A 13,860-nucleotide genomic window follows, 5' to 3' on the forward strand; every position below is an offset into this window, starting at 1 on the left:
ATGCAGCATCGCCCAGAGGGCGCCGGACGACACGGTGTCGTCCTGGCGCGAATCGCGCCTTCGACTCCTGATCGGTGCGGGGGCTGCGGGCGGTCCGCGCCGTTCTGCGGCCGGCGGGAGCGCCCCGCCGAAGCCGAGCACCTGTGCAGCTGGGTCGGACCGCTGCCGCCGGGCAGCCCAGGCCGGGCGCGAGTGCGGTGGCCGCTAACGTCTACTCCCGAGCCGGCGGGTCCGTGTCTCGCGAGCGGGCGAATCCCCGCGCGGCGATCGATCACGACCCGTCGTCGTGCATCCCTCGGGACTCGCCCAGGGGATCCCCCCCCTCGTTCGAAGGAGAGCAGATGGTCGGCAGCGCAACGCCCCTCGTCCCCGATCGGAGCGGCCGAGATCGATGACGGACGCACGATCGACGGTCACCGACGCGCCTCCGGACGTCTCCGTGATCATCCCGACGTTCGAGCGGGAGGACGAGCTCGAGCAGACCCTCGCCAGCCTCACCGAGCAGACGACATCGATGAGGTTCGAGATCGTCGTCGCGGATGACGGGTCCGCAGGTGACACCGTGGCAGTGGTCCGAGGTTTCGAGTCGAGACTCGACCTCGTCTACACGAGGCAGAAGGACACCGGTTTCCGGCTCAGCGCAGCGAGGAACCTGGGCGCACGCGCCTCTCGCGGACGGACACTGATCTTCCTCGACTGCGGGACGCTCGCGGGACCGTCCCTCGTGGAGTCGCACGGGAGACGAGTCGAGGCCGGGCGACGTGCCACGACCGGCCCCACCTTCGGCTGGGATCTGTCGGGTGCGGACGCCGTTCGCTTCCGGGAGATCGTCAGGGGCTCGGGCTGGCAGGAGCGGCACGAGCAGATGTCCGATCACCCGCTCCACCGCGACTACCGATCGGAGAAGTGGCTCGATGTCTTCGAGCGCCGAGTCCCCCTGGCGCTTCCCTGGAGGTTCTTCTGGGGTCGGAACATCGGAGTGGCCCGCTCCGACTACGACGCAGCCGGTGGGTTCGACGAGCGCTTCGCCAGCTACGGGGTCGAGGACGTCGAGTTCGGGTACCGCCTGCAGCGCCGAGGAGTGGAGCTCGGCTGGTCCGAGGACGCATGGGCGGTGGAGCTGCCGAGCATCTCGGAGGACGCAGCGGCGCAGGCCGAGCAGAACCGCGCGAATCTCGCTCGATGGGCGGATCGCTGCACCGACCTGCAGATCGAGTTCTTCGTGTGCAACCGTCCGCTGCCGCAGCTCGAACAGCCCGAGTGGGAGCGAATCGAGCGCTGGTCGGCATCGGCGACGAACAGTCGCGACGATCTCGACGTCCTCGTCCGCGCCTCACGGACGAGCGACTCGATGCTCTTCGTCGGGTCGATGGTGGGCGCGCCGCACTCCCGATCGGTCGTCACCCTCGGGCCCGGGTTCCCGATCGGGACTCTGAGCTGGGCGGACTGCCTGGAACGATCGACGCAGGAACCGGTCGATGTCAACGCGATCGGGATCCGCGCAGGGTTCGCCGACCGGTCGTTCGACACGGTCTACATCAGCGACGCGATGGCCCCGTTGGCAGCCACGTGGGGCGAGCACCTCCTCCGGACGGCACGCCGATGCGGACGCGGCGTTCAGCTCGGGCGTGCCTTCTCCGCCGCTCTGAGCGAATCGGGTGTCGTCTGAGGAGCCGGTCGAGCGCTGGACGGCGCCTGCCTCGCTCGGTCACCGGCGCGCTCGCGAGCAACGCGGTCTTCGGTGGGATCACCGCTGTCGGTCTGCCCGTCGCTCTCGACGCTGCCGGACTCTCGAAGGCCCAGATCGCCGTGTTCTTCGTGGTCAACGCCGGTCTTGCAGTCGCCTACAACACCGTCCTCGTTCCTCGCATCCGGGTGGCCGGGTATCCGAGACTCGCGCTTCTCGTGACGACGACCGCGGTGCCGGTCGGGGTCCTTTTCGTGCGGTTCAGCTCTGGCAGCGTCGGGATGCTCTACCTCGGAGGGGCGCTGATGCTGTTCGTCAGCACCGTCGTCCCCCAGCTCTTCGGTCGCGTCGCCTCGCAGAACGCCGGCCACGCGCAGGAGTGGATGGTCGCCCGATTGCGGACGGTTCTCATCTCCGGATACATCCTCGGGCTGGTCCTCTACTCGATGCTCGCGCAACTGGGCGTCGATCCGCTCGTGGTGGCGGCAGGTGCGGCAGGACTGACGATCGTCTGCACGGCCGGGCGCTCGTTCGCTCGTCGACTTCCCGTGCCGGATCGCCGTCCCGATGCCGCTGCCGGGGGCGATCCGCCTCCCCGGCGTCTGCTCTTCGTTCTCGCGCTGGCCCTGGTCGCTCTCCTCAAGTCGGTGGACACGCTGCGCGCGATCTACCTGCCGCTGTTCGCGGTCTCCTCCGGTGTTCCTCCCGCGCTGGTGTCACCGGTGTTCCTGGCCTCGGCGGTGCTCGAGCTCGCTGCGCTGCCCGCGCTCACGCGACTCAGCACTGCTCGCGGCAGCGCGTTCACTCTCGGGATCGTCTCACTGGCCGCGATCGTCACCTTCGCGATCCTCGTCGGCGACCAGTCCTACGGGGCACTGGTGCTGTCGCAAGCCGTCTACGCGGTCGTGGGCGCCGGTTTCCAGAGCATCGGAATCCTCCTGCTCGAGAGGACGAGCAACGGCGGTCCGGGCGCGGGGGCCAGCGCCTACACCGCGGTCACGCAGGTCGGGACGGTGCTGGGCGCGCTCCTGCCGCTCGCGGTGTCCGGGTACGATCCGCAGATCTTCCTGATCGCGGTCCTCCTGTCCGCCGCGTCCGTGATGCTCGCGGTGGCCCTTCGGGTGAATGGCGGGCGGCTGTGACCTTGCTCGTCCGGGCAAGCGCAGGAGCGGTTCGTGACACGATCGGACGATGACCGAGACCCCTGCGCGCGGCCTCCGTGAACCTCGCGACATCACGAAGCGCAGACGCCTCACTCCGCGCCGCATCGCGCTGATCGCCGGCGCCGTCCTGCTGCTCGTCGGCCTGGCCCTCGTCGGCCTGGTCGCACTGCAGTACGGGAGCCTCGCCCAGCAGGGCTTCGACTCCGTGTGCTCCGCGAGCGTCGGCGGCGTCCCGCCCGGCGAGGGCACTCTCGTGGGCGGCTCCTGGTCGTGGTGGCCGCTCGGCGTCACCTGCGAGTGGCAGGCGCTCGACGGGTCGACGCTCCTCGAGCGGCCCGACTGGTCGACGACCGCGGTCGCGATCACCGGAGCGGGGATCCTGCTCATCGGCCTGGTCACGCTGCTCTCGGCAGTGCTCCTGCGTCGCGCGAAGCACTGACTCGCGGCGTCGACCCGGCCGCCGTCCGATTCACGGTGTCCCGGAGCGGCCGAGGTGCGATCTGCAGGAGATCAGCGTGCGATCTGCAGGCGATCACTTCGGCAGGACACGATCCGCGCGGCAGAACAGCCCATCCGGCGACGATCACCTGCAGACCGCACGACCCCCCCTCGGCGACTCAGCGGTCGAAGAGGTTCCCGATATCGCCGAGGCCCGGCATCTCGAAGTTCGAGCCGAAGTCCGACACCTGCTCGCCGAGCCCCGACACGTGCTCGCCGGCCCCGGACACGAAGTCGCCCGCCCCGCCGGTGATGTCGCCGAACTCGCCCAGGTCGCCGAAGCTCCCCGTCAGACCCTCCAGGTCGACACCCTGCAGGAGCGGACCGGCGACGCTGCTGAGCACCGCGCCACCCGCGACCGCCGCGAGCAGTCCGCCCGCCGCGCCCAGACCGACGCCCGCCACCGCGCCGACGCCGGCACCCGCGAGGGCCCCGCGCGTCCCCGGCTTCGAGAACATCTTCTTCAGGAACCCCGGGTTCTGGGCCTCGCCGCGCGTCGCGGCCCGCGCCAGATCGTCGGGGTTCGACGAGCGCGGCTGCTCGTTCGCGGGCAGCTCCTCGCGCAGCCGCGCCTCGACCTGCGAGCGCTGCGCCGGCGTCAGCTTCGCGAACGCGTCGCGGTGCACCTGCTCGAGCTGCTCGGGGTCGGCCGTGCGGAGGAGGTAGTCGTACCGCGCGATCGCGGCACGGTCCTCCTGGGTCACGGCGGGCTGCCCCGGTCGCGCGTCCTGCGGTCGGATCGGAGCGCGCGGAGCCGCGGAGGCGGGCGAGTGCGACGGCCGGGCGTCGCCGGTCACCTTGTCGGCCGCGGTGCGCACCATGGCACGCCAGTCCGGGGTGCCGCCGGTGGTGCCGCCCGTGCTGGGCGACCCCTTCGAGTCGAGGGCCTTCGACGCCATGCCGAGGACGCGCTTGAACATGCTCACAGAGAACCTTCCGTCGGGTATCAGCCTCGATCATCCCGACGGAGCCTGAGCAGAACCCGTCCGAAGGCCCTCCGGACGCCGTGAAACACCGCCGGCGCTGCGCCACAGCTCCGCGTACGGCCCGTCGACCGCGAGGAGCTGCACGTGAGTCCCGTCCTGCACGATCCTCCCGTCCGCCATCACGAGCACCCGATCGGCGCGCTCGGCCTGCGCGAGCCGATGGGCGACGACAATGCCGGTGCGCCCTCGCACGATCCGCTCGACGGCGCGGTCGAGCAGATCACCGTCCTCGCTCCCTGCCTCCGCCGTGGCCTCGTCGAGGATCACGACGGGAGTGTCGGCGAGCGCCAGGCGAGCGAGAGCGAGGTACTGCGTCCGGGCGGGCGAGAGCTCCGCGCCGCCCGCCCCGACGACGGTGTCGAGTCCGTCGGGGAGCGACCTGATCCACTTGTCGCCGAGCACGGCCGACAGTCGCGCGTCGGTCGCCTCGGGATCGAAGAGCCGCAGATCGTCGCGGATCGTGCCCGAGAACACGTGCAGCTCCTGGCTGATCATCGCGATGCTCGCGCGCAGCTCGTCGGGGTGCCGGCCGTCGATAGGGCGGTCGTCGAGCAGCACGGTGCCCGAATCCGGAGCCAGCAGGCCCGCGACGACCTTGGCGAGGGTGCTCTTCCCCGCCCCCGACGCTCCGACGATCGCGACTCGCTCTCGGGGCTCGATCGTGAGGGTGATGTCGTCGAGGTCGGGTCGGCCCGGCCGGTAGCGGTGCGAGACGCCGCGCAGCTCGAGGCGCCCCTCCGCGCGCTCCCTCGACCCCACGGCGTCGGCCGGCGTCGGGAGGTCGAGCACTCCGACCAGCCGCGCGAGACTCGCGCCCGCGTCCTGCAGCTCGTCCACCGTGCCGAGCAGGGTGCCGATCGGGTCGAACAGCCCGAGGAAGTAGAGCGCGGCCGCGGTCGCCGCACCGACCGACAGTCCGTCGTGGGCGACGAGCAGGAAGCCGGTGACGAGCACGGCGGACACTCCGACGAGCTCGCCCGCGTTCAGCCGGCCGTAGAAGGCGGCCCGAACGCGAGCAGCGCGCAGCTCCAGTCCGATCACCGCCCGCGAGACGGCATCGAGGTCGTCGAGGCGGAGGCGCTCGGCTCGCAGGGCCCGCACCGTGTCGGCTCCGCGCGTCGTCTCGATCAGGCGCTGCGCGCGCACCCCCTGCGCTGCACGATGCGCTCGATAGACCGGGCCCGATCGGCGGAGGAAGCTCCGGAGCGCCCAGAGCTGGAGCGGCGACGCGACGAGAGCCGCGAGGGCGAGGCGCCCGTCGATCAGGCCCAGCCCCGCCGTCGTGACGACGGTCGTCAGCAGGGCCGTGACGAAGGCCGGGAGGGCGCTCGACACGACGTCGCCGACCGCCCGGACGTCGCCGGAGAGGCGGGAGACGAGGTCTCCGGTCCCCGCCGCCTCGAGACGCCCGGTCGGCTGCGCGAGCGCCGCCTCGAAAGCACCCTCGCGGAGCTCGCCGATCGCCCGCTGCACGATCCCCGCGAGCAGCACCCGCCCGATCCAGGTCACGACCGCGCCGACGAGGAGCGCCGCGACCAGCGCGATCAGCAGCACCGCGATACTCCCTCCGCCACGGTCGACGTCGTCGATCAGCCGCCCTATCAGCCACGGCGGTGCGGCGGAGGCGGCCACTCCGGTCGCGAGGACGACGAGCGTCGCCACGGCCACGGCCGGTCGGGCCGTCACCGCCGAGACCGTCACGCGGAACGTCCGGCTCGCGCTCGCCACCGGGAGCGGGTCGGGCCCCGTCATGCTCCGCGCTCCGTGACCACGATGTCGCAGACTCCCAGCAGCGCGGCACTCGTCGTGATCAGCACGACCGAGCGGTGCTGCGCGCGCAGGCGCGCGATCACCAAGCGCGCGATCCGCGACTCGGTGACCGGGTCGATCGCCGTGGTGGGGTCGTGCAGCACCACCACGGGCTGGTCGGTGCTCAGCGCGCGGGCCAGGAGCACCCGCTGACGCTGCCCGCCCGAGAGCAGGCCCCCTCGATCGCCGACGGTCTCCTCCACTCCGCGCGGCAGGCGGGTCACGACCTCGTCCAGCCCGGAGGCGGCGATCACCGCGTCGTCGAGCGCGCCCTCGGGACGCACGTTCTCGCGCAGGGAGCCGCTGAACAGCACGGCGTCGTGCGGTGGGGCGAACACGAGGCGCCTCAGATCGGCGGCTCCGAGCTCCGACGCGTCCCTCCCGTCCACGACGAGCTCTCCCGCCCGCGGAGCACGCCGTGCGCCGAGCAGATCGGCGAGCGCCAGCGCCGTGGCCTCGTCGGCGCGGACCCCCAGCACCGCTCCCGGCGCGACCTCCACTCGGCGAGGGCCCACCGTGAACTCGACCGCGCAGGTCTCGGTCGGCCCCGACTCCGCGCCTCCGTGCAGCGGCGGCGTCTGCTCGAGCAGCTCGCCGATCCGCCTGGCCGAGCCGTGCTTCGCCGCGACGGCGCCGGGCAGGTAGCCGATGGTCTGCAGCGGGCGGCGGACGGCCTGCGCCAGGCCGACACCGATGACGAACTCCCCGACTCCGATCGACCCCGCGGCGAGGAGCGCGCCCGCGAGCGCCACGACGCTCGCGAACGCGATCCCCGTGGCGAGCGTGCCGACCAGCGAGAGCGCCGCCTCGGCCCGGTCGGCCCGGTACATCGCGCGCGCGGCCTCAGCGCTCTCGGCGCGGTAGCGCGCACCCGCGGCGCGGGTCGCACCGAGAGCCTGGAGCGCCCGGAGCCCGAGCGCGAAGTCGGTCCCCAGCGCGTCGATCCGTGCCGCGCGCCGCTGCGCCTCGTAGCTGCGCGAGCGGAGCCGCGCACTCATCACGTGCACGAGCGCCAGCTGACCCAGCGTGCAGACGACGACTCCCGCGACGAGCTGCCACGAGATCGAGGCCAGCACCATCGCGGAGGCGACCAGCGCGGCGATCGCGCCGGCCAGCTCCGCGACGACCCACGACACTCCGGCGACCTGCGCCGCGTCGGCGGAGGCGATCGTCAGCACCTCACCGGGTGCGCGGCGCACGCCGGACCCGCGCAGCACCGCACCCACGATGCGCTGCCGCAGAGCGTGCTCCCCCTCGGCGTGCACCCGCGTGAGCAGGCGGTCGCCGACCTGCCACGAGGTGATGAGCAGCGCGAAGACCGCGACGAGCACGCCGAGGGTGCCCAGGAGGGCGCCGCCGTCGCCGGGGCCGACCGCCTGCTCGATCACGACGCCCACGGCCACCGGGACCAGCACCTCGGCCAGCTGGTGCCCGGCGAACCCCGATGCTCCCCCGAGGAGTCGCCACCCCCTCCCACCACCTGCGGCGGCGGAGCGGAACAGAGCCGCGGGCCTCATCGCCGCCGCCCCTCGCGGATCAGCAGGGCGACGAAGTAGCCCCCGCCGACGACCACGGTCATCACGCCGACCGGCAGCGGAGTCGGTGCGAAGGCGCGCTGCGCGGCGAGATCGGAGGCGAGCAGGAGGAGTCCGCCGACCAGCCCCGCCGGGACCAGCGAGAGCGTGGCCGCGCCCGTGAGGCGGCGGGCGATCTGCGGAGCGACGAGCGCGATGAAGGCGATCGGCCCCGCCGCCGCCGTGGCGAGCGCCACGAGCACGATCCCCCAGAGCAGGGCGCTGAGACGCACCGCCTCGACCCGCACGCCGAGCGCCTGCGCCGTGTCGTCCCCGAGCTCGAGCTGTCGCAGCGCCGGCGCGTGGGCGAGGAGGATCGGCACGACCACCGCGAGCAGCGCGAGCACCGGCCACAGCTGGTCGTAGCCCAGCCCGTTCAGGGAGCCGCTCCCCCACACCGCGGCCTGCATCGCGTCGTCGAGATCGGCGCGCGTCGAGAGCCAGCTGTTGAGCGAGGCGAGCGTCGCCGAGATCCCGATGCCGATGATGATCAACCGGAACCCCTGGACGCCACCGCGGTACGCGAGCGCGTACACGATCAGTGCTGTGACGAGACCCCCGGCCACAGCACCTGCCGCGATCTGCAGGTACGACCCTCCGACGAGCAGGATGACGATCAGACCGCCGGTGTGCGCCCCCGTCGAGAAGCCCACGATGTCGGGGCTGCCGAGAGGATTGCGCGTGAGCGACTGGAAGACGGCACCGCTCAGTCCGAGCGCGGCGCCGAGCGCGATGCCGAGCAGCGCCCGGGGCAGGCGCCACTCCCCGACCACCAGCTGCGCGCGAGGAGTCCCGCCCCCGGCGAGCGCCGCGAGCACCTCGCTCGGAGTGAGGACGTAGTCGCCGACGGCGAGCGCGACGAGCAGCACCGCCGCGATCGCGACGGCGAGCAGGGCGGAGGCGACCGCGATCCTCCGCGAGCCGGTGCGCGTCACAGCGCCGTGATCCGTCGACGCCGGGCGAGCAGCACGAGCACGGGCGCCCCGATGAACGCGGTGATGATCCCGACCTGCAGCTCCTGCGGCGGCGCGACGACGCGCCCGACGACATCGGCGACGAGCAGCAGGAGCGGGGCGCAGACCACCGTGCCGGCCAGGATCCAGCGCTGGTCGGGACCGACGAACCAGCGCACCGCGTGCGGCACCATCAGCCCGAGGAAGCCGATCGGTCCGGCCGCGGCCGTGGCGGCACCGGCCAGCAGAGTCACCGCGAGGACGACGAGAACGCGGGTGCGGACCACTCCGACGCCCAGGGAGTGCGCGAGATCCTCGCCCAGCGCGAGGGCGTTCAGCGGCGTCGCGACCACCGCGGCCAGCGCGAGCCCGGCGAGGACGAACGGCAGCACTGCGGCGAGCACGTACTCGTCGCGCGAGGTGAGGCTCCCGGCGCCCCAGAACCGCATGCCGTCGAAGACCGACGGGTCCAGCAGCGAGATCATGCTCGCCACTCCGCCGAGCAGGGCGCCGAGCGCGACTCCCACCAGGGTGAGGCGCAGCGGAGTGGCACCCGCCGGTCCGCCGGCACCGATCGCGAACACGAGCACGGTCGCGACCGCGGCGCCCGCGAACGAGAACCACACGTAGCCGTCGATGTCGCCGACCCCGAACCAGCCGATCCCTATCGTGACGGCGAAGCCGGCACCGGCGTTGACGCCGAGGATGCCCGGATCGGCCAGCGGATTGCGGGTCAGCGCCTGGATGAGCGCCCCCGCGACTCCGAGCGCCGCCCCGACGGCGACTCCCACGAGAGCTCGGGGGAGCCTCATGCCGACGACGATCTCGTGGACCTCGCCGGCGCCGCGTCCCTCCAGAGCGTCGAGCAGGGTCCGGAGGACCTCGGCCGGCGGGACGTAGCGCGCACCGATCGCGAGGCTGCCGACGACCGTCACGGCGAGCAGCACCCCCGCGACGATCAGGAGGCTCATCCGCCGGCCGAGACCCGGTGCCCTCTCGGGCCGGACGATCAGCTCGCCGACTCCGGGACGAGGACCGTCTCCTCGACCGAGTCGAGCCACGCCAGCGCCGTGCCGTAGTCGGTGACGCTCGACCAGATGCCGTAGACGCTGCCCGAGCGGGCGGCGGGAAGGTCGGTGAAGAGCGGAGTCTCGACGGTCCCGGCCAGCGACTCCGACAGCTCGCCCTGCGGGTCGGCGCCGGTCACGATGATCTCCGCGCCGCCGAGCACCGACGTCGTCAGCTCGGGCGACACGTACGACCAGCCCTTGTCGCCGTCCTCGGCGGGGATGCTCGGTGCGAGAGCGGCCCCGAGATCGTCGAAGAACAGCGCGCCGACGGAGCCGCCCGGGTACAGCACCGAGAAGCCGCCCTCGACGTCGCCGTCGCCGATCGCGGCCCACGGGCGGGCCAGCACGTCGGCGTACTCCTCCTTCACCCGGGCGAGATCCTCGTCGTACGCCTCCTCGGCGCTCTCGAACGCGTCGCCCTCGTTCACGGCGTCGGCGACGCTCCCGCCGATCGCCCGCCAGTCGCCGCGGTACTCGCCCTCGAAGATCGCGGTCGGCGCGATCTTCGACAGCTCCTCGAAGGTCGCCTCGTCGATCTCGAGCACGTCTCCGACGATCAGGTCGGGCTCGGCCGCGAGGACCGCCTCGATGTTCAGATCGAAGAAGGCGCCCACGGTGTCGACGCTCGAGATGAGCTCCTGCTGGTCGGCCGTGAACGAGTCGGCGTAGGCCGAGTAGTCCTGCATCGCGACCGGAGTCACGCCGACGGCCGCCAGCTGCCACGGAGTGTCGTACGACACGGCGACGACCCGCTGCGGCTCGGCGGGCACCTCCACCTCGCCGTACGCGGTCTGCACGGCGCGGGTGGCGTCGGTCGACTCGGTCTCGGCGGTGGCGCTGCCGGAGCAGGCGGTGAGACTCGCGAGCACGAGTGCCGCTGCGAACGGAGCGACGAGGCGGGAGCGGGGAGCAGAGGACATGGCGAGTCTTTCTCGAGCGGTCAGGTTAGGTGAGGCTTACCTTGCCCGTCGATCGTAGCCGCGGTGGCATCTCGACAGATGGACAGTTCGTACCGCTTTCTGGACACGCTCGAAGCGTCAGTCGCGATCCTGCTCCACGTGACCCGCCGTCCCCGCCGTCCAGTAGCCGACCGCGCGGTGGCGGTCGCGGGCGAGCCCGCGCACCTCGCGGAGGTGCCTCCGCAGCCGCCGGGCCGCCGCCGCCTCGCAGGCCACCCAGCCGTAACCGGCGCCGGCGGGCAGTTCGAGCCGCGCCACCGCCTCCGGAAGCGCACTCCTCAGCCCGCCCGACCCGGTGATCCACGTCCACGAGACGCTGCCGCGGGTCGCGATCTCCTGCCGATCCGACTCCTCCGGCACCTCGACGACGGCGTGCGCCACCGCTCCGGCCGGGAGCTCCTCGACGATGCGAGCGAGCCCCGGCAGCCCGGTCGCGTCCGCCACGAGCAGCTGCCAGGCGGCATCGGCCGGAGGCGCGTAGTACGAGCGCGAGGCGCCGCCGTGGAAGACGCCGATGCGGGCGCCCGGCTGCACCGTCGCCGCCCATCCCGAGGCGAGTCCGCCGTCGTGCAGGACGAAGTCGATGTCGAGCTCGGCCCCGCCGCCGTGGACGGCGCGCACGGTGTAGTGCCGCCAGGGCGGCTCCTCCCCCTGGCGCGAGTGCCCGTACTCGCGGTCGTTGAAGAACGCCACGTCCGCGTGCTCCTCCCCCGGGCGCGGGAAGGCGAGGTCGACGCGCTCGTCGCCGCCGCCGTCGTCGTACCAGCGCCAGCCGCCGACGGTGCGCAGGCGCACCCGGATCATCGACGGCGTCAACCGCGTGGTGCGGACGACCTCCGCGGGTTCGCAGAACGACATGCGTCAGTCCTCTCGGTCGAGCGGCGGCGCGTCGAGGTCGAACCCCGAGACGCCGAAGGATCGGAAGTAGGCCGCGGGCGTGAGCCCGGTCGCCTGGCGGAACAGCTGGATGAACGTGCTCGAGTTCGTGTAGCCGACGTCGCGCGCGACCGAGATCACCGAGCGACCGGCCGCGATGTCGACGAGGGCGCGCCGCATCCGCACCAGGATGCGCCACTGCGTCAGGCTCGCGCCCGTCTCGCGTTCGAAGCCGCGATTGACGGTGCGCCCGCTGACCCCGATCACACGCCCCCAGTCGGCGGTCGTCCCGCTGTCGGCCGGATTCGCGACGATCTGCTCGGCCACCGCCCGCAGCGCCGGATGCGTGGGCATGCGCACGTCCAGCGCGGCCGAGCGCACCGGGTTCAGCAGGTCGACGATCAGTCGCTGGAGCCGCAGCCGGACGCCGTCGTCGAGGATCGTGGTCTTGTTCGCGAGGAGCATCTCGCGCACGACCGCGCTGATGCCGATCCCCGTCGTCCCGCTCCAGGGCACGACGACGCGGTCGGCGGAGAGGTAGGTGACCGAGAAGGAGGTGCCCGGCTCCGCCGTCACATGGTGGGTCGTGCCGGCCGGAATCCAGATCCCGAGCCCGTGCGGCGTGGCCCACAGCCGACCCTCGACCTCGACGGTGAGGACTCCGCTCTCGGAGTAGATGAGCTCGTGCTCGTCGTGGACGCCGTCGGTCCACGCCTCGTGCGTTCTGCTGGTCAGCGCCTGCGTCGTGAGGAGCCACGGCTCGCGCGTCAGCGAGTGCCGCACCCCGTCGTCCGTCACCGAGGTGACGAGCGGTTGTCCATATGCCTGCATTGGAGTCGATCATAGAGGTATCACGATCACTGGTGAGGGTCGCCTTGCACGGGCCCGCTCGGCGTCGAGAGCGTCATCGCGCGACTCCGGGTGATCCTCGGCTCGCAGGAAGACGTTCGGCTCGCAGTACTGCTCGGATTCGGCGGGCCGAGCGCGATCCTGCGAGCCCGAGATGCTCCGCACACCCCGGCCGATCGGTCGGATCCCGCGGCCGTCCGGTCGGGCGCCCGCCGCGCCCCTCCGCCAGGCTGGACCCATGCCCTCGACCGCGTCCGTCCCCGTCGTCCGCCCCGAGCCGACGACGGGGCGCCTCCCCTACATCCCCCTCATCACCCTGATGCTCCTGAGCTTCCTGCTCGTGACAGCCGAGTTCCTGCCGAACGGCGTCCTGACCGAGATGGCCGCCGGTCTCGACGTCACCTCCGGACAGGCGGGCCAGACCGTCACCGTGACCGCGCTCGTCGGCCTCCTCGTCGCCCCGACGGTCGGCCTGATGTTCCCCCGGCTCGATCGCCGCACGCTCTTCGTCTGGACGGCCGTCGCCGCCGGCGCCTCCAGCGTCTTCGCCGGCCTCGCCCCGAACCTCGCCCTGGTCCTGCTCTCGCGCCTCCTGCTAGGAGCCGCGATCAGCGCCTTCTGGTCGATGTCCCTCACCGTCGCCGCCCGCGTCGCCGGCCCCGACCGCGTCGGTCGCGCCACGATGTTCACCAGCGCCGGCCTCTCGCTCGCGACGGTCGCCGGGGTGCCGCTCGGCGTGATCCTCAGCGAGCTCATCGACTGGCGTGCCGCCTTCGTCCTGATCGGCGTCCTCACGGCGCTGCTCGCCGTCCCGCTCCGCCTCCTGCTGCCCAGCGTCCCCGCCGCCCCGGCCGCCGGGCTCGGCGTGCTCCTCGACACCGTGCGCCGCCGCGGAGTGCGCCAGGGCTTCGCGGGCCACATCCTCGTCGTCCTCGGCCACTTCCTCGCGTACACCTACATCCGCCTGGCGCTCGAGCGCACCGAGGGCACCGATGCCGCGACCATCGTCGCTCTGCTGGCGCTCTTCGGCGTGGGCGGCCTCGCCGGCAACATCGTGATCGGCTCGGTGATCGACCGCTCCTTCGCCTTCTTCGGCGTCGTCGCACCGGTCGCGATCGCGATCGCCGTCGGAGCGGTCCTGCTGCTCCCCGGCTCCGTCCCGGCCATCGCGGTGGCGGTGGTCGTCTGGGGCTTCTTCTTCGCCTCCTGGCTGATCATCGTCAACGCGTGGGTCGGTCACCGGATGACCGACCGCCTCGAGGCCGGCGGCAGCCTGGTCGTCGTCGGCTTCCAGGCCGCGATCGTGATCGCCGCCGGTGTCGGCGGAGTCCTGGTCGACGCGGTCGGAGTCGAGGCCGACTACGCGATCGGCGCGGGCCTGCTCCTCGTCGGCGCGGCCCTCTTCGGCGCGTCGAACCGCAGGCGCACGGCCTGAC

The 13,860-nt window shown here is 72.6% G+C and carries 12 protein-coding genes; 4 read left to right on the forward strand and 8 right to left on the reverse strand.

Features of this window, described 5'->3' with window-relative positions:
• The first annotated feature begins 391 nt into the window (after positions 1 to 391).
• The 3 genes from GRS96_RS15665 to GRS96_RS15675 all read left to right on the forward strand — a co-directional run bounded on the left by GRS96_RS15665 (position 392) and on the right by GRS96_RS15675 (position 3,289).
• Positions 392 to 1,669: a glycosyltransferase gene (locus tag GRS96_RS15665; RefSeq protein WP_159988922.1), complete on the forward strand. Its 1,278-nt coding sequence runs from the start codon at positions 392 to 394 to the stop codon at positions 1,667 to 1,669.
• Positions 1,670 to 1,809: 140 nt separating this feature from the next.
• A complete protein-coding gene (locus GRS96_RS15670) occupies positions 1,810 to 2,829 on the forward strand; it encodes a hypothetical protein (protein ID WP_159988923.1) in 1,020 nt (339 codons plus the stop codon).
• Positions 2,830 to 2,878: 49 nt separating this feature from the next.
• Complete coding sequence (locus GRS96_RS15675) at positions 2,879 to 3,289, forward strand: hypothetical protein (RefSeq protein WP_159859574.1); 411 nt, start codon at positions 2,879 to 2,881, stop codon at positions 3,287 to 3,289.
• A 178-nt stretch (positions 3,290 to 3,467) separates the two neighbouring features.
• Here the strand turns inward: GRS96_RS15675 and GRS96_RS15680 are convergent, their stop codons facing one another.
• From GRS96_RS15680 to GRS96_RS15715, 8 genes are all read right to left on the reverse strand, one after another.
• Positions 3,468 to 4,268 carry a hypothetical protein gene (locus tag GRS96_RS15680; RefSeq protein WP_236553700.1) on the reverse strand — a complete coding sequence of 267 codons (801 nt, stop codon included), beginning with the start codon at positions 4,266 to 4,268 and terminating at the stop codon, positions 3,468 to 3,470.
• 36 nt (positions 4,269 to 4,304) lie between these two features.
• Positions 4,305 to 6,086, reverse strand: a complete 1,782-nt coding sequence (locus GRS96_RS15685) for an ABC transporter ATP-binding protein (RefSeq protein ID WP_159988925.1) — start codon at positions 6,084 to 6,086, stop codon at positions 4,305 to 4,307.
• Positions 6,083 to 7,660 (reverse strand): ABC transporter transmembrane domain-containing protein, encoded by a 1,578-nt coding sequence (locus GRS96_RS15690; RefSeq protein ID WP_159988926.1) that lies wholly within the window; start codon positions 7,658 to 7,660, stop codon positions 6,083 to 6,085. The genes GRS96_RS15685 and GRS96_RS15690 overlap by 4 nt, the downstream gene beginning before the upstream one ends.
• Complete coding sequence (locus GRS96_RS15695; RefSeq protein ID WP_159988927.1) at positions 7,657 to 8,652, reverse strand: FecCD family ABC transporter permease; 996 nt, start codon at positions 8,650 to 8,652, stop codon at positions 7,657 to 7,659. Before GRS96_RS15695 ends, GRS96_RS15690 begins: the two co-directional genes overlap by 4 nt.
• A complete protein-coding gene (locus tag GRS96_RS15700) occupies positions 8,649 to 9,641 on the reverse strand; it encodes an iron chelate uptake ABC transporter family permease subunit (protein WP_159988928.1) in 993 nt (330 codons plus the stop codon). Before GRS96_RS15700 ends, GRS96_RS15695 begins: the two co-directional genes overlap by 4 nt.
• 38 nt (positions 9,642 to 9,679) lie before the next feature.
• Positions 9,680 to 10,660: an ABC transporter substrate-binding protein gene (locus GRS96_RS15705; protein ID WP_159988929.1), complete on the reverse strand. Its 981-nt coding sequence runs from the start codon at positions 10,658 to 10,660 to the stop codon at positions 9,680 to 9,682.
• Between the two features lie 117 nt (positions 10,661 to 10,777).
• The gene (locus tag GRS96_RS15710) at positions 10,778 to 11,557 is read right to left on the reverse strand and encodes a siderophore-interacting protein (protein WP_159988930.1); all 780 of its coding nucleotides are present in this window, start codon (positions 11,555 to 11,557) and stop codon (positions 10,778 to 10,780) included.
• A 3-nt stretch (positions 11,558 to 11,560) separates the two neighbouring features.
• Positions 11,561 to 12,406: a helix-turn-helix transcriptional regulator gene (locus GRS96_RS15715; RefSeq protein WP_159988931.1), complete on the reverse strand. Its 846-nt coding sequence runs from the start codon at positions 12,404 to 12,406 to the stop codon at positions 11,561 to 11,563.
• Between the two features lie 256 nt (positions 12,407 to 12,662).
• Here GRS96_RS15715 and GRS96_RS15720 point away from each other — a divergent pair, with 256 nt between their 5' ends.
• A complete protein-coding gene (locus GRS96_RS15720) occupies positions 12,663 to 13,859 on the forward strand; it encodes an MFS transporter (protein ID WP_159988932.1) in 1,197 nt (398 codons plus the stop codon).
• Position 13,860: the final 1 nt, after the last annotated feature.

Origin of the sequence: Rathayibacter sp. VKM Ac-2803 (assembly GCF_009807175.1) — a bacterium.
Taxonomy (GTDB): Bacteria; Actinomycetota; Actinomycetes; order Actinomycetales; family Microbacteriaceae; genus Rathayibacter.

What these genes read in the sequence shown, in the direction of transcription:
- GRS96_RS15690 (WP_159988926.1), bottom strand. Translation starts at nt 7,660, where the DNA reads ATGAGGCCCGCGGCTCTGTTCCGCTCCGCCGCCGCAGGTGGTGGGAGG.
- GRS96_RS15705 (WP_159988929.1), bottom strand. Translation starts at nt 10,660, where the DNA reads ATGTCCTCTGCTCCCCGCTCCCGCCTCGTCGCTCCGTTCGCAGCGGCA.
- GRS96_RS15675 (WP_159859574.1), top strand. Translation starts at nt 2,879, where the DNA reads ATGACCGAGACCCCTGCGCGCGGCCTCCGTGAACCTCGCGACATCACG.
- GRS96_RS15715 (WP_159988931.1), bottom strand. Translation starts at nt 12,406, where the DNA reads ATGCAGGCATATGGACAACCGCTCGTCACCTCGGTGACGGACGACGGG.
- GRS96_RS15700 (WP_159988928.1), bottom strand. Translation starts at nt 9,641, where the DNA reads ATGAGCCTCCTGATCGTCGCGGGGGTGCTGCTCGCCGTGACGGTCGTC.
- GRS96_RS15685 (WP_159988925.1), bottom strand. Translation starts at nt 6,086, where the DNA reads ATGACGGGGCCCGACCCGCTCCCGGTGGCGAGCGCGAGCCGGACGTTC.
- GRS96_RS15665 (WP_159988922.1), top strand. Translation starts at nt 392, where the DNA reads ATGACGGACGCACGATCGACGGTCACCGACGCGCCTCCGGACGTCTCC.
- GRS96_RS15720 (WP_159988932.1), top strand. Translation starts at nt 12,663, where the DNA reads ATGCCCTCGACCGCGTCCGTCCCCGTCGTCCGCCCCGAGCCGACGACG.
- GRS96_RS15680 (WP_236553700.1), bottom strand. Translation starts at nt 4,268, where the DNA reads ATGTTCAAGCGCGTCCTCGGCATGGCGTCGAAGGCCCTCGACTCGAAG.
- GRS96_RS15710 (WP_159988930.1), bottom strand. Translation starts at nt 11,557, where the DNA reads ATGTCGTTCTGCGAACCCGCGGAGGTCGTCCGCACCACGCGGTTGACG.